The organism is Streptomyces sp. NPDC002795, assembly GCF_042888725.1.
Taxonomy (GTDB): Bacteria; Actinomycetota; Actinomycetes; order Streptomycetales; family Streptomycetaceae; genus Streptomyces.
Genome location: NZ_JBIAQB010000002.1, coordinates 975300 through 994607, shown reverse-complemented (window position 1 = coordinate 994607; position 19308 = coordinate 975300). Strand labels below are relative to the sequence as shown.

Sequence of the window (19308 nt, the reverse complement as noted above, 5' to 3'; positions counted from 1 at the left end):
TTGATAGGCCAGATCTGGAAGCACCGCAAGGTGTGGAGGTGACTGGTACTAATAGGCCGAGGGCTTGTCCTCAGTTGCTCGCGTCCACTGTGTTGGTTCTGAAACCACGAACAACCGTCGTAGCCATGTGCCACGGCTCCGGTTGACAGTTTCATAGTGTTTCGGTGGTCATAGCATGAGGGAAACGCCCGGTTACATTCCGAACCCGGAAGCTAAGCCTCATAGCGCCGATGGTACTGCAGGGGGGACCCTGTGGGAGAGTAGGACGCCGCCGAACTAATTTTATAGAAAAGCCCCGTGCCAATGGCACGGGGCTTTTCTGCGTTTAAGACAGTTCTCAAGCGGGCTCCACGAGTTTCGCGTCGTACGCCACGATCACCGCCTGGACTCTGTCCCGCGCCCCGGTTTTCGCCAGGATGCGGGAGACATGCGTCTTCACCGTCGATTCCGCGAGGTGCAGGCGTTCGGCGACCTCGACGTTGCTCCAGCCCTGGGCGATGACCGTGAGGATCTCGCGTTCGCGGTCCGTCAGGGAGGCGATGCGCGGATCGGCGGCCGGGGGAGTTCCCGCGGCGGCCGGGAGATGGTGGACGTACGCGTCGAGGAGGCGGCGGGTGAGGCTGGGGGCGACGATCGCGTCGCCGGCCGCCACCGCTCGGATCCCGGCGAGGAGTTCCTCCGGGAGAGCGTCCTTGATGAGGAAGCCGGAGGCGCCCGCGCGCAGGCCCGCGTACGCGTACTCGTCCATGTCGAATGTCGTGAGGATGAGGATGCGCGGGCCGTCCGTCGGGCCGGTCCCCGCCGTGCTCGCGATGATGCGGCGCGTGGCCTCGATGCCGTCCATGCCGGGCATGCGGATGTCCATCAGGACGACGTCGGGGGAGAGTTCGGCCGCGAGACGGACCGCCTCCGTGCCCGTGCCGGCCTCGCCCGCGACCCGTAGGTCGTCCTGGCTCTCCAGGAGCATGCGGAAGCCGAAGCGCTGCATGGGCTGGTCGTCGACGATGAGGACGGTCGTCACGGAGTGGGCCCTTCGGGGATCGGGATGCGCAGGCGTACCCGCCAGCCGCCGGCCGGTCGTGGTCCGGCCTCAAGTGTGCCTCGGTAAAGGGCCGTTCGCTCTCTCATACCGGCGATGCCGCGACCGGTTCCGTGACCGGTCTCGCGATCGGTCCCGTGGCTGTCGGTGCGGGCGCCGCGGCCCGTGTCCGTGATGGTCACGGTCACCGCGTCGGGCGCGTACGAGACGAGGAGTTCGGAGGTGGCCGACGGGCCGCCGTGCTTCAGCGTGTTGGTGAGGGCTTCCTGGACCACGCGGTACACCGTGAGCTCCAGTCCCGCGGGCAGCGGCGCCGGTTCGCCCTCGACCTTCCTGAGCACGGGGAGTCCTGCCGAACGTACGCCTTTGATCAGGGAGTCGAGGTCGTCGAGCGCGGGCGCCGGGGTCAACTCGGCCGCAGGCGACGGGGATTCCTCGCCCAGGACGTCCAGGAGGCGGCGGAGTTCCGTGAGGGCGTTGCGGCTGGTGGTGGCGATGGCGGTAAGGGCCTGGCCCGCGCGTTCCGGGTTGCGGGCGGCCGCGTAGGAGCCGCCGTCGGCGAGGCCGGTGATGACGGAGAGGTTGTGGCCGATGATGTCGTGCATCTCGCGGGCGATGCGGGCGCGTTCGGCGGCGGCCGACAGCTGGGCCTGCTGGTCGCGTTCGACCTCCAGTCGGCGGGCCCGTTCCACGAGGGAGTTCGTGTAGTCCTGGCGGCTGCGGATGGCGAGGCCGAACGCGGCGACCATGGCCAGTGCCCAGAACTGCGGGACGACCTGCTGGTCCCAACTCCCCTTCGGGAAGCGGACGACGGCGACCACGACCGGGATCATCGTCATCGCGCAGGACAGCACCAGGGTGCGGATGCGGGAGCGCAGCGCCACATTGAAGACGATGAAGAGCTGGAGCAGGGCCGCTTGAAGGACGGCGCCCGTGGCGCTGTTCACCGTGCCCGCCGCCACCGTCACCGTCAGCGCGGCCATCGGGTGGGTGCGGCGCCACAGCAGCGGCACCGTCAGGGCGAGGCTCAAGGTGAGGACGAGCCAGCTCGGGACGTCGGTGTTGTGGGCGATGTTCTTCCAGCCGTCGCCCGCGTAGTCGATGACGGCGGCGAAGACGCAGAAGCCCGTGAAGAGCAGATCCCACGACAGCGGGTGGCGCCGGTCGTAGGCGCGCACCCGCTGTGTGGTGCGGTGCAGGAACTGGCTCGTACGGGGCTGTGTCGGTGTCACGTGGACATCCTGGTCACACGTCGCGGCGCTTGAGAAGCAGCCCGGCAGCGGTGAGGACGACGGCGGCCCACACGGCGAGGGAGAGCAGTCCGGTGCCGGGGGCGTTGTGGCCGGCCACCGGAAGGATCGAGCCGAGGGACTCCGCCGACTTGGACGGAAGGTACTTCACGGCGCTCTGGACGGCGTCGTTGCTGATCATCTGGAGCACCTCGGGCAGGATCACGACGCCGCCGACGAACGCGCCGATCGCGGCCGGTACGGAGCGGCACAGCGCGCCGAGGCCGAGAGCGATGAGGCTGAGCAGCGTGATCCCGGCGGCGTTGCCCGCGAGGGCGCGCAGGACGCCGGAGTCCATGAGGGAGAGGGCCTTGTCGCTGTCGGAGAGCCAGATCTGGGCGAGCAGGAACGTGACGAGGTTCGTGGCGAAGGTGACCGTGAAGGCGAGGGCCGTGAAGACGCCGGCCTTGGCCCACAGGACCGGCAGCCGGCGCGGGACCGCCGCCATCGTGGCGCGGACCAGGCCCGTCGAGTACTCGCCCGCGGTGATCAGGATGCCGAGGACGGCGACGCAGATCTGGGACATCTGGCTGCCGAAGAGCGTGAAGACGACCGTGTCGATGTTCGCGTCGTCGCCGTCGTACGTGGAACCCATCATCAGGCCGACGGAGACGACGAGTACGACGGACAGCCCCAGCGTCCACCAAGTGCCGCGCAGCGTACGGAGCTTGTGCCATTCGGCGTGCAGGACGCGGGTGGGGGTCACGGCGTAGGGCGTGGCCGAAAGAGGTGCGGTCGGCGTGGTCGTGGTCATGCTGCTACTCCTGCCGAGGTCTTCGTGGCCGCCTGGTATTCGACGGAGTCGTGGGTGAGGTCCATGAAGGCCTGCTCCAACGAGGCGGTCCGCGGGGTGAGTTCGAAGAGGGGGAGGCCGTTCGCGGCGGCGAGCCTGCCGATGCCGGGGGCGTCGAGGCCGCGCACGTGGAGGGTGTCGGGTGCCTCGCCGTCCGGGCGGCGGTCGATGTCGATGTCGGCGCAGGTCAGGAGGGCGTGCAGGCGGTCCGCCTCTGGCGTCACGACCTTCACGTAGGCCGCGCCTGATTCGCGTACGAGGTCGGTGACCGTCGTGTCCGCGAGGAGGCGGCCGCGGCCGATCACGACCAGGTGCTCGGCGGTCAGTGCCATCTCGGACATGAGGTGGGAGGAGACCAGGACCGTGCGGCCCTGCTGGGCGAGGGACTTGAGGAGGGTGCGGATCCACAGGACGCCCTCGGGGTCGAGGCCGTTGACCGGCTCGTCGAGGATGATCGTGGCGGGGTCGCCGAGGAGCGCCGCCGCGATGCCGAGGCGCTGGCCCATGCCGAGGGAGAAGCCCTTGACCCGCTTGTCGGCCACCTCGGTGAGGCCCGCGAGGTCGAGGACGTGCTCGACGCGGGTGCGCGGGATGCCGTGGGTGAGGGCGAGCGTCGTGAGGTGGTGGAAGGCGGTGCGGCCCGGGTGGACGGCCTTCGCCTCCAGGAGCGCGCCGACCTCGGTGAGTGGGGCCGGGTGGTCGGCGTAGGCGCGGCCGCCGATCGTGGCGCGTCCTGCGGTCGGGGTGTCCAGGCCGAGCAGCATGCGCATGGTCGTGGACTTGCCTGCGCCGTTGGGGCCGAGGAAGCCGGTGACCGTGCCGGGCTCGACCGTGAAGGTGAGGTCCTCGACGACTGTCTTGCCGGTCTTGCCGCCGTAGCGTTTTGTGAGGCCGTGCGCTCGGATCGTCATGTGAGTACGGTGCCGTGGGCGGGGCCCCGCGGGCGTCGGACCGGGGCATCGAGCTGCGGGAATGCGGTAGTACCGGGGTACTACGGCACCTTAGGGTGCGGACGCATGGACTACGTGATCAGACCCGTGCGAGCCGATGAGTGGCGCGCCGCGAAGGAGCTGCGGCTCGCGGCGCTGCGGGATCCGGCGGCGCCGCTCGCGTTTCTGGAGACGTACGAGGACGCGGCGGCGCAGCCGGACGAGTTCTGGCGGGGGCGGGTCGAGCGGGCCGCGCACGGGGCGACGGCCTTGCAGTTCGTGGCGGAGAGCGCCGAGGGCGGGCGCTGGGACGGCAACGTGGTGGTGCTCGTGGAGGAGGCGGGTGCCCTGGACTTCTTCGGGCGGCCCGTCGAGCGGCGGCAGGTGCAGCTCGTCGCGGTCTTCGTACGGCCGGAGGCGCGAGGGAGCGGGCTGGCGGGGGCCCTGTTCTCCGCCGCTGTGGAGTGGGCCTTCGGGCTCGAAGGTGTGACGCGGGTGCGGTTGTACGTCCATGAGGACAACCGGCGGGCCGAGGGGTTCTACCGGAAGTTCGGCTTCGTCCGCACGGGAGGGGCCGTCCCGAATCCGGGCGACCCCTCCAAGGTGGACCGCGAGATGGAGCTCACGAGGCCTTGGCTGCCTTAGCCGTACGGGTGTTCCTGCCTGGCAGTGCGCAGGGCGCGGGCCCACCAGGTCAGCTGGTCGAGCATGACCTTGGCGGCGCCGGCCGCGCCCTGCTCGTCGTGGGCCGGCCCTTCCTCGGCGAAGAGGCCGCCGTGGGCCATGTGGAAGCTGACGCCGTCGCGGATCGTCGCGCAGTGCAACTCGGCGAAGACGAGACGGAGTTGCTCCACGGCACGGAGGCCGCCGCCCACGCCGCCGTACGAGACGAAGCCGACGGGCTTGGCCTTCCACTCGTCGCGGTGCAGGTCGATGAAGTGCTTCAGGTGGGCCGGGAAGCTGTGGTTGTACTCGGGGGTGATCACCACGTAGGCGTCGGCGGCGTCCACGCGGGCCGCCAACTCGACCTGGATTGAGGTCGGTTCGTGGCCCCAGCCGGGCTGCGTCTCGGGGAGGTCAAGGTCGGTCAGGTCGATGACGTCGTAATGGGACTCGGGGGCGTGGCGTTCGGCCTGGGCCGTGAACCAGGTGCTGACGGTGGGGGCGAGGCGGCCGTCTCGGGTGGACCCGACGATGACGCCGACTCGGAGCGGGGTGGTGGTTGCGGTGGTGGTCATGGCGCGGTCCTCCGTGGTTGGGGCGATCCGTTGGGGTGATCAGGTCGACTCGGTGGGCGTGGGAGTCGTTAAAGTACAACTGCAGTTGTAAGCAGTACAACCGTCGTTGTACCTAGGTCTCTGTGCCTAGTCTGGACGGGGACGGCGGAGGGCGGAGCGGCATGGCACAGGAGTCGGGGCGTACCCCGCGCAAGGGCACGGTCGAGAAGCGGCAGGCGCTGCTGCGCGGGGCGCGGACGGTTTTTGGCCGCGAGGGGTACGCGCGCGCGGGCATCGACGAGATCGCCGCCGAGGCGGGGGTCTCCACGCGCACGCTCTACAACCACTTCGGTGGCAAGGAGAACCTCTTCCGTGAGGTCCTCATCGACAGTGCGGTGAAAGTGACGGACGCTCATGTCGTGCTCATCGAACGGCACTTGGGCAAAGTCACGGACGTGGAGGCGGATCTGCTCGCGCTCGCCCGGGAGTGGATGGGGCGGCGTGGTGACCACGAGCCGCACATGCTGCTCGTACGGCACATCATCTCGGAGGGCTCGCATCTGCCCGCCGACGTCATCGAGGAGTGGCAGCGGATCGGTCCCCGGGGGACGGCGGGAGCGGTGCGCACGGCGTTGCTCCGGCTCGGCGAGCAGGGGCACCTGGCGGTCGACGAGGACAACTCGGCGGAGGCCGCGCGGCACTTTCTGCTGCTGATCCCCGGGTCCGTGACGGTGGATACGTTCTTCGGGGTGGTGCCGATGTCCGCCGACGAGGTCGACGCCCGGGTGCGCAGCGGGCTCGCGGTGTTCCTGAAGCTGTACGCCCGTTAGGCCCTGATCGAAACGGCAGGCCCTAGCTCAGCGGGAGTTCCGCGTCCGGCCAGCGTGTGCGGCCCTGCTCTCTGGACCGGAGCAGGGCCAGGGTGACCAGACCCCGGTCCGCTCCGCTGGCCAGCAGCTCCGGCAGTTGGGGAAGCGGAGCCACCGCCGCGACGTCGTCGAGGACGAGCGTCATTGGTGGGTCGAGCCGGCCGGCAGGTGACCGTGCGGCCACGCGGCGGCCGTGCTCGACCACGCTCGAGGCGAGGGCCGTGAGCAGGGGCATCGCACCGGGCTGCCCCTTCGGGTCCTCGATGGGTTCACCGACCACATAAAGCGTGCCCCCTTCGTTCACAAAGGAATCCAGAGTGAGCGCATCCGTTCGGTTGGGCGTGCAGGCCTCACGGATGTGCACCGAGAACAGTGCGGACAGGGCGCGAGCGGTCAACTCCTGTGCCATGTCGCGGCGCTCGGGGTGCGAGGTGAGTGCCGCTTCGAGTTCGCCCGCGGTGCCCGCGGCCGCCTTCGGGTTCGTACGGAGGATGCGTACGGCCTCCTGGACCTGCGTGCCCTGGGCCCAGCGGTGGACGTGGCGAAACGGTTTGCCGTCGACGGCCGCCGCGTGCAGATAGCTGCGCAGCAGGGTGTCCGCGGCCTCGGCGAGCGCCGAGTCCAGTTTGGCCGTGGGCCTTATCGGGGCGAGCAGGGCGGCGGCGCGGGCCGCGGCGGTTTCCTTGTCGGTGCAGCCGGAGGCCGGGTTCCAGTGCATGCGGGCCGGGGTGTCGCAAAGGTGGGTGGGGTCGTAGAGGAGGACCGGGCCGAGCTTGGCGCGGGCGTCCTTGGTCTGCGACCACACCTCCGGTGATGACGTGACCACGAGGGCGGGGCCCTCGGCGTCCTGGATCGCCTCTATGGCGAGGGGGTGGCGGGCGGCCGGGGGGCCGAGGTGGAGGGGTCCGCGTTGGGCTGGAACGGGTGTGGTGGCGGGAGCCGGGGTTGCGGTCTCGGGGCTCTGCCCCGGACCCCGCTGGCTCTCGTCCAAGAGCGGGGCTTGATGCGGCTGCTCCGTGGCGGGAGGGGCTGTTTTCTCGAGCCCCGTCGGCGGTTGAGGCGCAGGGGCTTGATATGGCTGCTCGGCGGCAAGAGGGGCTGTTTTTTCAAGCCCCGCCGGCGATTGAGGCGTGGGGTCCGGGGCGGAGCCCCGTGGCGTGGGCTTCGGGTCCCGGGTCGGAACAACCAGGTCCGGCGAGTCGCCCCGCTGCTTACGGAGTGCGCGCCACCGGGTGAACGTTCCCGCCACGAAGACCGTCAGGACGACCAGGATCATCAGCTGGCCGATGACCAGGCCCCAGACGAGGCCGTAGCCGGACAGTTCCGTGGCGGGGGTGCTCGGCCAGGCGCCGGGGATGTCGTGCGGGCGCGTGATCAACGAGCGCAGGGCGAGCGGCGTATGGCCGAACGTCACGCCCGACGGCCACGCGCCCTTCGTGAAGAGGCCCGCCAGGCCCGTCGCCGTCCACACCAGCACGGTCATGCCCAGCAGAAACGCGAGGCCACCGATGAGCAGCCCGTCGGGCACACCGCCCCGGCCACGCCTTTCCCGGTCGTCCCGGTAACCCCGCTCGTCCCGCATACCTGTCACACCCACCGTTCACGCCACCGTGGACTCGGAGCCGCCCAGACGCTGCTCCACGAACGCGGCCGCCCGCTCCTCCGCCTCGATCTCGGCCGCGTGCATGGCCTCGTCCATGATCTGCTCGGCGGAGGTCTCGGTCATGGCGCGGTCGGTGAAGACCAGTGGGCGTTCGGTCTCCGTGACCAGGTGTTTGACCACCTGCACGTTGCCGTTGACGTCCCAGACGGCGATGCCTGGGGAGAGCGTGGGGATGATCTCGACGGCCCAGCGGGGCAGTCCGAGCACCCGGCCCGTGGCTCTCGCCTCGTCCGCCTTCTGGGCGTAGATCGTCCTCGTGGACGCCATTTTCAGGATCGCCGCCGCTTCCTTGGCGGCCGCGCCGTCGACCACGTCGCTCAGGTGGTGGACGACCGCCACGAAGGACAGGCCGAGACGGCGGCCGAACTTCAGCAGCCGCTGGAAGAGTTGGGCCACGAAGGGGCTGTTGATGATGTGCCAGGCCTCCTCGACCAGGAAGATGCGCTTCTTCCGGTCGGGGCGGATCCAGGTGTGCTCCAGCCACACGCCGACGATCGCCATCAGGATTGGCATCGCGATCGAGTTCCGGTCGATGTGCGACAGGTCGAAGACGATCAGGGGCGCGTCGAGGTCGATGCCGACCGTCGTCGGGCCGTCGAACATGCCGCGCAGGTCGCCGTCGACGAGCCGGTCGATGACGAGCGCCACGTCGAGGCCCCAGGCCCGGACGTCGTCGAGCGCCACGTTCATGGCCTCCGCCGACTCCGGTTCCGGGTGGCGGAGCTGCTCGACGATGTCGGTCAGGACGGGCTGCCGCTCGACGATCGTCTCGTTCACGTACGCGTGCGCGACCTTCAGCGCGAAGCCGGAGCGCTCGTCGAGGCCGTGGCCGAGCGCCACCTCGATGATGGTGCGCAGCAGCGCCAGCTGGCCCGTCGTGGTGATCGCCGGGTCCAGCGGGTTCAGCCGGATCCCCATGTCCAGGGCGGCCGTCGGGTCGAGCCTGATGGGAGTTATGCCCAGCTCTTCGGCGATGAGGTTCCATTCGCCGACGCCGTCCTCGCCCTGCGCGTCGAGGACGACGACCTGGCGGTCCTTGAACCTCAACTGCCGCAGCACGTACGTCTTCTCCAGCGCCGACTTGCCGTTGCCGGACTCGCCGAGGACCAGCCAGTGGGGGGCCGGGAGCTGCTGACCGTAGAGCTGGAAGGGGTCGTAGATGTAGCCCTTGCCGGAGTACACCTCGCGGCCGATGATCACGCCGGAGTCGCCGAGGCCGGGCGCTGCCGTCGGCAGATAGACGGCCTGCGCCTGCCCCGTCGACGTACGCACCGGAAGCCGGGTCGTCTCCACCTTCCCGAACAGGAACGCGGTGAAGGCTTCGGTGAGAGCGGACAGCGGATCCCGCATAGTGCAGCGCCTACCTTCCGGCCGTGTCGGCGTACATCAGGAACGCGTACGTCAGGAGCATCGGGATCACCGTCGGATGCCGGTGGCGAACGGCAGGGTGTTCACGAACGCCCGGTGGTGCTCGCGGTCGCACCACTCCAGCTTCAGATACGACTTGCCGGCCGAGGCGCGGATGGTGCGCTTGTCGCGGGCGAGCGCGTCCGGATTGCGGGAGGAGACCGTGATGTAGCCGACGAGGTTGACGCCCGCCGCCCCGCTCGCCAGGTCCTCGCCGCGCTGGTCGAGGCGGCCGTGGGCGGCGATGTCGCGGGGGTCGACGGTCCGGTTCATCTTGGCGGCGCGGGAGGCGTCCGCCTCGTCGTTGGTCTTCTCGGTCAGCATCCGCTCGATGGCGACCTCGGTGGGTTCGAGGTCCATGGTGACGGCGACGGTCCGGATGACGTCCGGGGTGTGGACCAGGAGAGGTGCCAGGAAGTTCACGCCCACCGGCGTCATCGGCCACTCCTTGACCCACGCCGTGGCGTGGCACCAGGGCGCGCGGGTCGTCGACTCCCGCGTCTTGGCCTGCAAGAACGTCGGCTCCATGGCGTCGAGCTCGGCCGGCCAGGCGTTGCGCTTCGACATGGCCTGGATGTGGTCGATGGGGTGGTCGGGGTCGTACATGGAGTGGATCAGGGAGGCGAGCCGGCCCTGCCCGAGCGGCTGCCGCACGCGGATGTCCGCCTCCTGCAACCGCGAGCAGATATCGGTCAGTTCGCGCGCCATGACGACGGCGAGCCCGGCGTCCCTGTCGACCTTCTTGCCGCCCTTCGGGCGGGTGGCGCGGGCCATCGCGTTGGCCTCGGCGGCCAGGTCGCGGTTGAAGTGCATGCAGGCCACGAGGTACGCGCGGTGCTGCTCGCTGCTCGTCGACACCATGGACTGCAACTGGTCGTACGACTTCTGCAGCCAGCCCAGCGAGCGGTCGTCGCCGCGCACGGCGACGTCCTTGTTGTGCGCGTCGGGGTCGGCGGGGAGGGTGCGGGCCAGCATCTGGAGCCGGCTCACGAACCCGTCCCCGTTGGCGACGTGCTTGAGCAGCGTCCCGAACCGGTCGACGAGCGCCTCCTGGTCCTCCGAGTCACGCAGCCCGACGCCGGGGCCCTCGATCTCGATGGCGGCGGTGACGGTGCGCCGGTCGGCGTGCAGCAGCACCGCGATCTCGTCGGGCCCGAACGGCGCGGCCAGCCACGTGAGCCTGCCGATGCCGGGGGGCGGGCCGACCTCGACCTCGCGCCCGTCGAGCCGGGTGCCGGCCTCCATGGGGCGCGAGCGGTAGGCGGTGCCGCGCCGGAGGGAACGCTTGTAACTGCGGTTGATCTCAAACCATTTGTAGAACGTGCGGTTCTTGTACGGGACGTAGACCGCGGCCAGCGCGAGCATCGGGAAGCCGGTGAGCAGCACGATGCGCAGCGACAGCACGGGGACGAGCAGTCCGCACATCATGCCGAGGAACGCGCCCACGACGATCATCGCGATCTCGCCGGACTCACGATTCTTGCCGACAATCGCGTTCGGCCGGGCGCGGCCGATCAGATATGTGCGGCGGGGCGTGACCGGAGGGGACACATGGGACTGGGTCGTCAACGCCCTGCACCTCCTTGCCAGTTGCCGTTCTTGCCGGTGTTACCGCTGCCGCCCCCGCGGTCGTTGCTCGCGTGCGGGGTCTTCGTCGGGTTCGTACGGGGCGGGGATGCGGCGGAGGGGACAGTTCCGCCGCCTCCCCCTGAAGTGGCCGGGCGTGAACTGTGCGCGGCCACACCGCCGGACGCGGGGTTGGCGGGACGGGCCTGGGATGCTCCGCCACCGCCTCCTGAACCCCCGCCGTCCTGGCGGCTGCTGTGGGTCTTGATGCCCTGCGAGACGAGCGCCGCGGGGGAACTCATCACGGCGGCGGCCTTGCCCTCGGCGCCCTGCATGAGCCGGTTCTTCCTTACGTTGGCCATCTCGTCGCCGAAGCCGGGCACGAAGCGGTAGATCATGCCGCTCGCGAAGATGGCGAGCAGCACGATGGCGAGGCCCGAGACGACCGCGGCGAGGGAGCCGGAGCCCTTGTCGCCGCCGGACAGCGCGCCCGCGAGGCCCAGCACGATCACGATGACCGGCTTCACGAGGATGACCGCGATCATGACGCCGACCCAGCGGCGGACGTGGCCCCACAGGTTCTTGTCGACGAGCCCCGCGTAGACCACGACGCCGAGCAGCGCGCCTACGTAGAGCAGGACCGCGCGCAGATACAGCTCCAGGTAGAGCACGCCCGCCGCGACGATCGACACGAGTGACACGACGATCAGCATGATCGGCCCGCCGCCGATGTCGTCGCCCTGCTTCAGCGCCTCGGAGAACGTCCCGAAGAACGCGTCCGTCTGATTACCCGTCGCCTTCGCCAGTACGTCGCTGACTCCGTCGGCCGCGGACACGACCGTATAGAGGATCAGCGGGGTGAAGGCCGACGCGAGCACGGTGAGCCAGAGGAAGCCCACGGCTTCCGTGATCGCGGTCATCAGCGGTACGCCGCGTACGGCGCGCTTGGCCACGGCGAGCAGCCACAGCACGAGCGTGAGGATCGTCGACGCGGCGAACACCACGGCGTACTGCTGCAAGAACTTCTGGTTGGTGAAGTCGACGTCGGCCGTCTTCTGCACGGCGTCGCTCAGCTGATCCACGGTCCAGGAGGCGGCTTCGGCGCAGCCCTTGGCGAGGCTGGAGAGGGGGTCGAGGGGGTTGGAGACGTCGGGCGTCCCCCCGCCACCACCACCTCCGGTGCTGCCGCCGGTGGCTTCGTTGCCGCGTTCGCAGTACTTCCTCGCGGCGCCGCGGATGAGGTCGCAGGGATCTTCGGACGGGTCGGGGTCGGGGTCCGGGGCGGCCCAGGCCCGGGTGGCCAGGAGGACCGCCGTGGCCTGCACGCCGGTGAACACGGCGGTGAGGGAGAGGGCGCGGCGTCGCCGGTTAGCGGGCATAGCTGAACCCTCCGTACTCTTCCACGGCCTTCGCCATGTCGTCGGCCGTGGAGGCGCGCTGGTCGCGGCCGACTGGGACGGGGCCGTCCTTCTGCGAGAAGTCCTCCACCTTCCAGTCACCGTCCACCCAGCGCAGCTTGTAGCTGTTCGTGTACCAGCTCTCGGACACCGGGTTCTGCGTGCCTTCGCCGGCGAGGCCGAACAGCGACGAGTACCAGATCGACACGGTCGCCGTGTCGCCCTTGTAGGCAGTCATCTTGGTGCCGACCGGAATGGTCCGGGAGACGAACGTGCTCCCCTTCGGTGCGGAGCCGTCCTTGTTGAGGCCGATGCCTGTCAGGAAGCCCTCGCTGGAGTACACCTTGTCGAGGTCGCCCCTCCGGGCGTCGGCGGCCGACGGCGTATAGACGTCGTCGACGATGCCGTCTCGTTTCGCCTTGTCGAACATGTCGGCCGAACCGAGCTGAACCGCATAATTGGCGGCAGCCGACTGCGCCCCCTGTTCGTCATGCCCGAAGCCGGAGGCCACCGGTTTCGTCCCGGAGGGAGCCGTGGGGGCCGCCGCCGGCTTGCCGGCGGATTCGGAACCGGAACCGCCAGAGGCGTCACCGCCGCGGTTCGCGAACGCGATCGCCGCGATGAGCAGCACCACCACGCCGACCACGGTCACCAGCGACCGGGACGGTGACCGCCCCGGTCTGCGGGCGGCGCCGGGGCTCTCCGGGAGCCGCGTCCGGGTCTGCCCAGAGCCCCCGTAGAGCTCGTCGTCCTGTGGACCGTCAGGACTCATTGCGCGCACGCCCCCTCAACCTTTCGCCGAACCACCGCATATGACGGTAGCCGTGCTGGTTTCCGCGCGGGCGCGGTGTGGTGACTCGACATCAGGGAGACGCAACCTCAGCCGGGAGCTAGACGGCCATGCCGTACACGATGGTGAACAGCGTGCCTAGTGAGCCGATGATGAACACCCCGGTCAGGCCCGCGATGATCAGGCCCTTGCCCTGTTCGGCGCTGAAGGTGTCGCGCAGGGCGGTCGCCCCGATCCGTTGCTTGGCCGCGCCCCAGATGGCGATGCCGAGGCAGAGCAGGATGGCGACCGCCATCACCACCTCGATCATCACGCGCGCCTCGTTGCCCAGGGTCCCGAACGGGCCCCAGTCCGGGGCGATCCCGCCGATGATGGTGGAGATGTCGCCCTTTTCGGCTGCCAGCAGCATGTGTAACTCACCGCCCCATGTGGGTAGTTCTGTCGCCTCTGACGCAGCGCAGAGGTCAGACCCATTCTTGCCCAGATTGGCTCCCGTGCCTGCACACTTGGCGCCATTCCTTGGCCGAGTTCCTACGGTCCCATGGCTGAGGGACCGCCCGGAGGGACGGTTCCGGATGCGAAGGAACGTACGGTTACTCTGTGTATCATGCCTGGTCACGCCGGGCAATGAAGGCTGGTCGCGGATAGTTCGGCACAGTCGCCGACAGGGTGGCGTGCCCGCCCGTAAACTGAGCGCTCGTGTGTCCGGCCGTGGGTCGTGCCCGGACTCCCCCGTGGCGAAGGGCGGTTGACGGTGCGTAAGGCGTGGATGCTCGCGGGCTCGGCCGTCGCCGGGGGGACGGCGTTCGTGGCGCTGCTCGTCTTCGGGACGTACATGGCGGCGGGGAGCCTGAGCAGTGGGGCCGGCCAGGGGGCCGTGGGGCTCGCGAAGGGGGCCGTGCCCGCCGCGTATCAGCCACTCGTACAGAAGTGGGGCAATCTCTGTCCCGCCATCAATCCGGCGCTGCTGGCAGCGCAGCTCTACCAGGAGAGCGGCTTCAACCCGAAGGCGACGTCGCCGGCCAAGGCGTACGGCATCGCGCAGTTCATCGGCGGGACCTGGGCAGCGCACGGGGTCGACGGGGACGGGGACGGGGACCGCGACATCTGGGACCCCAACGACGCGATCCCGTCCGCCGCTTCGTACGACTGCAAGCTCGCCTCGTACGTGAAGGACGCTCCCGGCGACAAGACGAAGAACATGCTCGCCGCCTACAACGCGGGCTCCTACGCGGTCATCAAGTACGGGGGAGTGCCGCCGTACCGCGAGACGCAGAACTACGTGAAGGTCATCACGACCCTGGAGAAGTCCTTCGCGAAGCCGGTCGGGCGCGTGCAGCCCTCGCAGCAGGCCGCGGCCGCCATCTACTACGCGCAGAAGAAGCTCGGCACCCCTTACTTGTGGGGCGGCAACGGCACGGCGGACCAAGATGGCCGATTTGATTGCTCGGGGCTGACCAAGGCCGCGTACGAGTCGGTGGACATCGAGCTGCCGCGCGTGGCCAACGACCAGTACAACGCCGGTCCGCATCCGAAGCGGGAAGAGCTGCTTCCCGGGGACCTCGTGTTCTTCTCCGACGACCTGCAGAACAGCCGGGCCATCCGCCACGTGGGCCTTTACGTGGGAGGCGGCTACATGATCAACGCGCCGCGCACCGGTGCCGTCATCCGCTTCGACCCCATCGACACCCCTGACTACTTCGGCGCGACCCGCGTGACGGAGGACGGTGCGAAGGCGCTGCCGAGCGCGTCGCCGGAGGTCTGAGTCCGGCGCTGCGGGCTGTGGGTTGGCTGGAACTCTCTGTTAGGTCATGGCCCTGAGCTGCGGGTTTGTGTCTCTCTTCGATAACGTCTGGGTGATCGTTCGATGGATTGTGGAACGTAGAGGGTGGGATCGTGCGTTCCTCTACCTGAATCGAAAACAACCACGGGGGTGGCTGAAGACGAAGGGGCCGCTGAACTATGGCTGCTATGGCTGGACCCGGGGCGCTCGAAGCGCCCGCGACAAGCGGATCCAACCCCGACGTCACGCTGCTCTACGACATCAACGGCCTGGCCGATGACGCTCCGCACTGGTTCGACCGGACGATGGAGTTCGTCGGGGAGTACGGGATCCTGATCGCGCTCGTGCTCGTCGTGCTGTGGTGCTGGTGGGGTGCGCGCAAGCGCGGGTCGCTCGACGAGGCCGCGTCCTCCGTGGCCGCCGTGGTGTGGGCGCCGCTCGCCGCCGGTGTCGCCGTCCTCGTGAACGTGCCGATCCGGTCCTTCGTCGAGCGGCCGCGGCCCTTCGTGGACCACGACGGGCTCGAGGTCCTGATCAAGGGGAAGACCGACTTCTCGTTCGTCAGCGATCACGCCACGCTCGCGATGGCCATCGGGGCGGGGCTCTTCATCGCCCACCGCAAGCTCGGGCTCGCCGCCATAGGGCTCGCGGTGCTCGAAGGGTTCTGCCGGGTCTTCATGGGCGTGCACTACCCGACGGACGTCGTCGGCGGGTTCGCGCTCGGCACGGCCGTGGCCCTGCTGCTCTCGCCGCTCGCCTCGGCGCTGCTCACTCCGCTGACGCGGGCCATCGGGCGGACGTCCGGGTGGGTTTCGCGACTCGTGTGGGCCCCCGGCGCGGTGGCGTCCGCGGTGGAACTCCCCGAGCCCAGCGATTCGGCGGAGCCGGCGGAGGAGCGGGACCTGGCGGCGTAGGCGCACCGCTTACAAGGCTTGCGGGTTACAGCGCCTGCGGGAAGGTGAAGAAGCCCGACGGGTCGTAACGGCGCTTCACCTTGGTCAGCCGCGCCGCCGCAGGCCCGTAATACGCCTGCTTCCAGTTCTTCAGCGTCGGGTCCGCGTAGTTCTGGTACGCCGCCCCGGAGGCGTACGGCCGCATCGACTTGTGGGCCGAGGAAAGCCAGTCGCGCGCGGCGGAGCCGGACCCGTTCGGCTGCCACGACACGATGTACTGCGCGAGCATCCGCGCGCGGCGGTGCACGAACGCCGTCGCTGTCGGGTCCACGCGGTTGATCGCGCCGCCGAGCGCCGTGAGCGCCACGGAGCCCGCCCCGGACGTCACGTTCTCCAGCTGCTTCAGGAGCGTGCGCGCGCCCGCGTCCGAGAGGTCGTGGTCGAAGAAGTCGGAGGCGGCCGCGTACGTCTCGCGCTGGAGCGCGCCCGCCGTGTCGCGGCCGGGCGTCGCGCCGGGGAGGTGGCACTGGGCGTCCTCCGCGAAGGCCGAGCAGCCCGCGTACACCTCCATCGACTCCTCGTACGAGCGGCGCTTGAGGGAGACCGAGGTGGCAGGGCCGGGGCCGCCGGGGCCGTCGGCGAGGCGGTCGACCGCGTTCTGCAGCTCGGTGTACGTGCCGAGGGAGAACGCCGCGACCGAGACCGTCGGGTTGCCGCCGGGCGCGCCCGCGATGTGCAGCGAGGACCAGATCTCGTCGGCCTGGTCGGGGCCCCACTTCTGCCAGGCCTTGAGCACCGTCGCCGCCTTCGACCAGGGCCAGCTCATGTAGGCGGAGACGCCCTGCGGCGCCGGGTGGGTCTTGAAGCGGAGTTCCGTCACCACACCGAACTGGCCGTTGCCCGCGCCTCGTAGCGCCCAGAAGAGGTCCTTCTCCGATGTCGCGTTCGCGGTCAGCTCCTTGCCGTCGGCCGTGATGACCGTGGCCTGCGTCAGGCTGTCGCAGGTGAGGCCGTAGGCGCGCGACACGACGCCGTGGCCGCCGCCGAGGGTGAGGCCCGAGACGCCGACCGTGGGGCAGGAGCCCGCCGGGATCGTGACGCCCTTGGCGGCCAGCGCCCGGTAGACGTCGATGAGCTTCGCGCCCGCGCCGACCACCGCCTCGCCGCCCGAAGCGCGGACGGACTTCATCCGGGAGACGTCGAGTATCAGGTGGCCGTCGCCGGAGGACCAACCCGCGTACGAGTGGCCGCCGTTGCGTATGGAGAGCGGGACCTTGTGCGCGCGGGCGTACGCGAGGGTGGTGCGGATGTCGTCGGGCCCCGCGGCGTACGCGACGGCGCGCGGTTTCAGTGCGTCGAAGCGGGTGTTGTAGAGCTGGCGGGCCGCGGCCCAGGAGGACTCTCCGGGGCGTATGAGGGAGCCGTCGAGATCCTTGGCGAGTCCGGCGAGGTTCGCCGCGGCCCGCACGGTGCTCGACGCGCTCGCGCTGGTGGAGCGGACCGGGGCGGAGGAGGCGGAGGACGAGGACGCGGAGTGCCCGCCCGTGGAGCCCGAACCGGAGCCGGCGCCCGATCCGGAGCAGGCGCTCACCGCGCCGCCGGCCGTGAGTGCCGCGGCCGATGCCGTGATGAACGTGCGGCGTTCCATGCGGTTGTCTCCCTCGGCCACCTGTTCGCTTCCCGAGATACGAGACGTCGTCAGGGGGCCGTGGGTTCCGTCAGGCGGCCGTGCCCGCCGAGTCGAGATGGTCCTCCGCGTCCGAACGGGCCTTGCTCCGCGCCCTTCTGGCAGGGCCTCGCCAGCCGCAGCTGCAGCGGGCCAGGCAGAAACGTCCCTGTTCCACGACGGTGGTCGTATGCGAATGCTGCTGTTGTGCCACGCGGCCACGGTAGCGACTCCATGTAAACCCCCCGTTCGCGTGACGGTCGACCCTACTCGTCGTTAACCCGACGACAGCGGTGGCCGCACACGCACGGACAGGCATGGGGGTCGGACCAGCGATGGTGGTGCAGCAGCACGGGAGCGCGGCCGCTTCGGCACGGGTGGCGGTGGCGGCTGTCGCGGTGGCGTCGGTGGTCGTGGGCGTCGGCGGCTGCGGCGCCGGCGCCGAGGACGCGGAGCGGAACGCGGATCCGACACAGACCGTGCGCGGGGCGGCCGAGCGGCTGGTCCGCGAGGGCAGTTCACAGGCGCGTACGTCGATGGAGATGGCCAGCGGCGGGACCCGCGTCACCATCCACGGCGAGGGCGTCTACGACTACCGCAAGGGCCTCGGCAAGCTGCGGGTGCGGCTTCCGCAGGACGCGGCGGGCGACGAGGAACACCAGCCGATCACCGAACTGCTCGCGCCAGACGCCCTTTACATGAAGAACCGGGGCGCCGGTGTCCCCGCGGACAAATGGGTGCGCGTCGACATCACGATGCTGACGGACGGAAACCTCGTCACCGGCGGCGCCACCGATCCGCTCACGGCGGCCGAACTGCTGCGCGGCGCACGGAATGTGACGGAGCGGGGCGAGGCCGACATCGCGGGCGTGCGTACCCGGCACTACAAAGGGGACGTGGAGCTGAGCGCCGCCGCGAAGGCCGCTTCCCTGGGGCGGAAGGGGGCGCTCGTGGCGGCGGCAAAAGGGTTCCGCAAGGGGCGGGTGCCGTTCGACGTCTACGTCGACGAAGAGGGGCTCGTCCGCAAGGTCGTGCACCGGTTCAGCTTCGCCAACGGGCAGCCGGAGAAGGACGTGGCCGTGACGTCGACGACCCTGTACCGGGGATTCGGGAAGCCGGTGAAGGTGCGGCTTCCGGCCAAGGGGGACATCTTCGCGGGGAAGGTCGCCGAGCTCGGGCAGTAGGCCCTGCCCGGGTCCCGCCCGTCCGAACAGTCGCCCGTTTCGTCGGTCGTCCGTAGGCCTGTCGGGGGCCGGAAATGGTTCTTCCGTGCCATGCGCGGGGCGTAAGCCGGTCCCTACTCTAGGAAGTCGGCCATCGCGGCCATCGGCTGTTGGTCACGCGGCAGGAAGAGGTGATGGACGTGGCTCCCGTGGGTGGTACGGCGGTTCAGGACCACGTCGCCCTCGCCGAGATCGAGCTGTGCGGTGAGTTGATCATCGCGGCGTCCGCCGTCTCCGAGGGGCGGCTCGGCGTGGACCGGATCGACGAGGTGCTGCGGGTCGCCGAGGCGTTGCCCGGCGGTCCTGAAGGCGACCGGTACTGAACCGGGAAGTACGAAAGGTGGGGGCGCCGGATCCGGCGCCCCCACCTTTCGTACGACCACGAGTGCCGCGGGTGCTCAGGTGCGCAGCAGGCGGGCGATCGCCTTGGTGGCCTCTTCGACCTTCTCGTCGATCTCGGTCCCGCCCTTGAGCGCGGCGTCGGCGACGCAGTGCCGCAGATGCTCCTCCAGGAGCTGGAGCGCGAAGGACTGAAGCCCCTTCGTGGAGGCCGACACCTGCGTGAGTATGTCGATGCAGTAGACGTCCTCGTCCACCATCCGCTGCAGGCCGCGGATCTGGCCCTCGATCCGGCGCAGCCGCTTGAGGTGCTCTTCCTTCTGATGGTGGTACCCGTGGATGCCGCGGTCGTGGTCGGTCACGATCTCGGCCTCGTCCGGCACAGTCTGCTGTTCCGTCTGCGTCGCGTCAGTCGTCATCGCGTCCGTCCTCCCGTGGTCGCTAT

The 19308-nt window shown here is 69.8% G+C and carries 19 protein-coding genes and 1 rRNA gene; 7 read left to right on the top strand and 13 right to left on the bottom strand.

What is annotated here, in order from left to right; translation table 11 throughout:
- Positions 1-160 precede the first annotated feature (160 nt).
- Positions 161-277: ribosomal RNA gene (gene rrf, locus ACFYWS_RS09285) — 5S ribosomal RNA — on the top strand.
- Between the two features lie 60 nt (positions 278-337).
- Here the strand turns inward: rrf and ACFYWS_RS09280 are convergent.
- Genes ACFYWS_RS09280 through ACFYWS_RS09265 form a run of 4 tightly spaced genes read right to left on the bottom strand, consistent with a single transcriptional unit; the run spans position 338 to position 4032 of the window.
- Positions 338-1021 (bottom strand): response regulator, encoded by a 684-nt coding sequence (locus ACFYWS_RS09280; RefSeq protein WP_389271673.1) that lies wholly within the window; start codon positions 1019-1021, stop codon positions 338-340.
- Entirely contained in the window at positions 1018-2271 is a 1254-nt protein-coding gene (locus ACFYWS_RS09275) for a sensor histidine kinase (protein WP_389271670.1), read from the bottom strand. The genes ACFYWS_RS09280 and ACFYWS_RS09275 overlap by 4 nt, the downstream gene beginning before the upstream one ends.
- Before the next feature lie 13 nt (positions 2272-2284).
- Positions 2285-3082, bottom strand: coding sequence for an ABC transporter permease (locus tag ACFYWS_RS09270; protein WP_389271667.1), 798 nt, complete (start codon positions 3080-3082; stop codon positions 2285-2287).
- Complete coding sequence (locus ACFYWS_RS09265) at positions 3079-4032, bottom strand: ATP-binding cassette domain-containing protein (protein WP_389271664.1); 954 nt, start codon at positions 4030-4032, stop codon at positions 3079-3081. The genes ACFYWS_RS09270 and ACFYWS_RS09265 overlap by 4 nt, the downstream gene beginning before the upstream one ends.
- 105 nt (positions 4033-4137) lie before the next feature.
- Between ACFYWS_RS09265 and ACFYWS_RS09260 the strand changes: the two genes are divergently transcribed.
- On the top strand, positions 4138-4695 hold the full coding sequence (locus tag ACFYWS_RS09260; RefSeq protein WP_389271661.1) for a GNAT family N-acetyltransferase: 558 nt from the start codon (positions 4138-4140) through the stop codon (positions 4693-4695).
- Here ACFYWS_RS09260 and ACFYWS_RS09255 read toward each other — a convergent pair.
- A complete protein-coding gene (locus ACFYWS_RS09255; protein WP_389271658.1) occupies positions 4692-5288 on the bottom strand; it encodes an NADPH-dependent FMN reductase in 597 nt (198 codons plus the stop codon). The genes ACFYWS_RS09260 and ACFYWS_RS09255 overlap by 4 nt on opposite strands.
- 161 nt (positions 5289-5449) lie before the next feature.
- Here ACFYWS_RS09255 and ACFYWS_RS09250 point away from each other — a divergent pair, with 161 nt between their 5' ends.
- A complete protein-coding gene (locus ACFYWS_RS09250) occupies positions 5450-6097 on the top strand; it encodes a TetR/AcrR family transcriptional regulator (protein ID WP_389271655.1) in 648 nt (215 codons plus the stop codon).
- A gap of 22 nt (positions 6098-6119) precedes the next feature.
- Here ACFYWS_RS09250 and ACFYWS_RS09245 read toward each other — a convergent pair whose 3' ends face one another.
- The 6 genes from ACFYWS_RS09245 to ACFYWS_RS09220 all read right to left on the bottom strand — a co-directional run bounded on the left by ACFYWS_RS09245 (position 6120) and on the right by ACFYWS_RS09220 (position 13368).
- Positions 6120-7718: a type IV secretory system conjugative DNA transfer family protein gene (locus tag ACFYWS_RS09245; RefSeq protein ID WP_389271652.1), complete on the bottom strand. Its 1599-nt coding sequence runs from the start codon at positions 7716-7718 to the stop codon at positions 6120-6122.
- A gap of 18 nt (positions 7719-7736) precedes the next feature.
- On the bottom strand, positions 7737-9149 hold the full coding sequence (locus ACFYWS_RS09240; RefSeq protein ID WP_389271649.1) for an ATP-binding protein: 1413 nt from the start codon (positions 9147-9149) through the stop codon (positions 7737-7739).
- 66 nt (positions 9150-9215) lie between these two features.
- Positions 9216-10775, bottom strand: coding sequence for an SCO6880 family protein (locus ACFYWS_RS09235; protein ID WP_389271646.1), 1560 nt, complete (start codon positions 10773-10775; stop codon positions 9216-9218).
- On the bottom strand, positions 10772-12151 hold the full coding sequence (locus ACFYWS_RS09230; RefSeq protein ID WP_389271643.1) for a hypothetical protein: 1380 nt from the start codon (positions 12149-12151) through the stop codon (positions 10772-10774). Before ACFYWS_RS09230 ends, ACFYWS_RS09235 begins: the two co-directional genes overlap by 4 nt.
- A complete protein-coding gene (locus ACFYWS_RS09225; protein ID WP_389271640.1) occupies positions 12141-12941 on the bottom strand; it encodes a hypothetical protein in 801 nt (266 codons plus the stop codon). The genes ACFYWS_RS09230 and ACFYWS_RS09225 overlap by 11 nt, the downstream gene beginning before the upstream one ends.
- Positions 12942-13059: 118 nt before the next feature.
- Entirely contained in the window at positions 13060-13368 is a 309-nt protein-coding gene (locus tag ACFYWS_RS09220) for a hypothetical protein (RefSeq protein WP_326019448.1), read from the bottom strand.
- 345 nt (positions 13369-13713) lie between these two features.
- Here ACFYWS_RS09220 and ACFYWS_RS09215 point away from each other — a divergent pair, with 345 nt between their 5' ends.
- Positions 13714-14724, top strand: coding sequence for an NlpC/P60 family protein (locus tag ACFYWS_RS09215; protein ID WP_389271842.1), 1011 nt, complete (start codon positions 13714-13716; stop codon positions 14722-14724).
- Positions 14725-14930: 206 nt separating this feature from the next.
- On the top strand, positions 14931-15656 hold the full coding sequence (locus tag ACFYWS_RS09210) for a phosphatase PAP2 family protein (RefSeq protein ID WP_389271637.1): 726 nt from the start codon (positions 14931-14933) through the stop codon (positions 15654-15656).
- Positions 15657-15681: 25 nt separating this feature from the next.
- Here ACFYWS_RS09210 and ACFYWS_RS09205 read toward each other — a convergent pair whose 3' ends face one another.
- Positions 15682-17283, bottom strand: a complete 1602-nt coding sequence (locus ACFYWS_RS09205; RefSeq protein WP_389271634.1) for an FAD-binding oxidoreductase — start codon at positions 17281-17283, stop codon at positions 15682-15684.
- Between the two features lie 353 nt (positions 17284-17636).
- Between ACFYWS_RS09205 and ACFYWS_RS09200 the strand changes: the two genes are divergently transcribed.
- Positions 17637-18485, top strand: coding sequence for a hypothetical protein (locus ACFYWS_RS09200; RefSeq protein WP_389271839.1), 849 nt, complete (start codon positions 17637-17639; stop codon positions 18483-18485).
- 173 nt (positions 18486-18658) lie between these two features.
- Positions 18659-18847, top strand: coding sequence for a hypothetical protein (locus tag ACFYWS_RS09195; RefSeq protein ID WP_389271631.1), 189 nt, complete (start codon positions 18659-18661; stop codon positions 18845-18847).
- Positions 18848-18922: 75 nt separating this feature from the next.
- Here the strand turns inward: ACFYWS_RS09195 and ACFYWS_RS09190 are convergent, their stop codons facing one another.
- Complete coding sequence (locus ACFYWS_RS09190; protein ID WP_389271628.1) at positions 18923-19282, bottom strand: metal-sensitive transcriptional regulator; 360 nt, start codon at positions 19280-19282, stop codon at positions 18923-18925.
- Positions 19283-19308: the final 26 nt, after the last annotated feature.

Coding starts and splice junctions, on each gene's coding strand:
- ACFYWS_RS09270 (WP_389271667.1), bottom strand. CDS start 3,082: ATGACCACGACCACGCCGACCGCACCTCTTTCGGCCACGCCCTACGCC.
- ACFYWS_RS09265 (WP_389271664.1), bottom strand. CDS start 4,032: ATGACGATCCGAGCGCACGGCCTCACAAAACGCTACGGCGGCAAGACC.
- ACFYWS_RS09260 (WP_389271661.1), top strand. CDS start 4,138: ATGGACTACGTGATCAGACCCGTGCGAGCCGATGAGTGGCGCGCCGCG.
- ACFYWS_RS09255 (WP_389271658.1), bottom strand. CDS start 5,288: ATGACCACCACCGCAACCACCACCCCGCTCCGAGTCGGCGTCATCGTC.
- ACFYWS_RS09250 (WP_389271655.1), top strand. CDS start 5,450: ATGGCACAGGAGTCGGGGCGTACCCCGCGCAAGGGCACGGTCGAGAAG.
- ACFYWS_RS09245 (WP_389271652.1), bottom strand. CDS start 7,718: ATGCGGGACGAGCGGGGTTACCGGGACGACCGGGAAAGGCGTGGCCGG.
- ACFYWS_RS09240 (WP_389271649.1), bottom strand. CDS start 9,149: ATGCGGGATCCGCTGTCCGCTCTCACCGAAGCCTTCACCGCGTTCCTG.
- ACFYWS_RS09230 (WP_389271643.1), bottom strand. CDS start 12,151: ATGCCCGCTAACCGGCGACGCCGCGCCCTCTCCCTCACCGCCGTGTTC.
- ACFYWS_RS09225 (WP_389271640.1), bottom strand. CDS start 12,941: ATGAGTCCTGACGGTCCACAGGACGACGAGCTCTACGGGGGCTCTGGG.
- ACFYWS_RS09220 (WP_326019448.1), bottom strand. CDS start 13,368: ATGCTGCTGGCAGCCGAAAAGGGCGACATCTCCACCATCATCGGCGGG.
- ACFYWS_RS09210 (WP_389271637.1), top strand. CDS start 14,931: ATGGCTGGACCCGGGGCGCTCGAAGCGCCCGCGACAAGCGGATCCAAC.
- ACFYWS_RS09205 (WP_389271634.1), bottom strand. CDS start 17,283: ATGGAACGCCGCACGTTCATCACGGCATCGGCCGCGGCACTCACGGCC.
- ACFYWS_RS09200 (WP_389271839.1), top strand. CDS start 17,637: ATGGTGGTGCAGCAGCACGGGAGCGCGGCCGCTTCGGCACGGGTGGCG.
- ACFYWS_RS09195 (WP_389271631.1), top strand. CDS start 18,659: ATGGACGTGGCTCCCGTGGGTGGTACGGCGGTTCAGGACCACGTCGCC.
- ACFYWS_RS09190 (WP_389271628.1), bottom strand. CDS start 19,282: ATGACGACTGACGCGACGCAGACGGAACAGCAGACTGTGCCGGACGAG.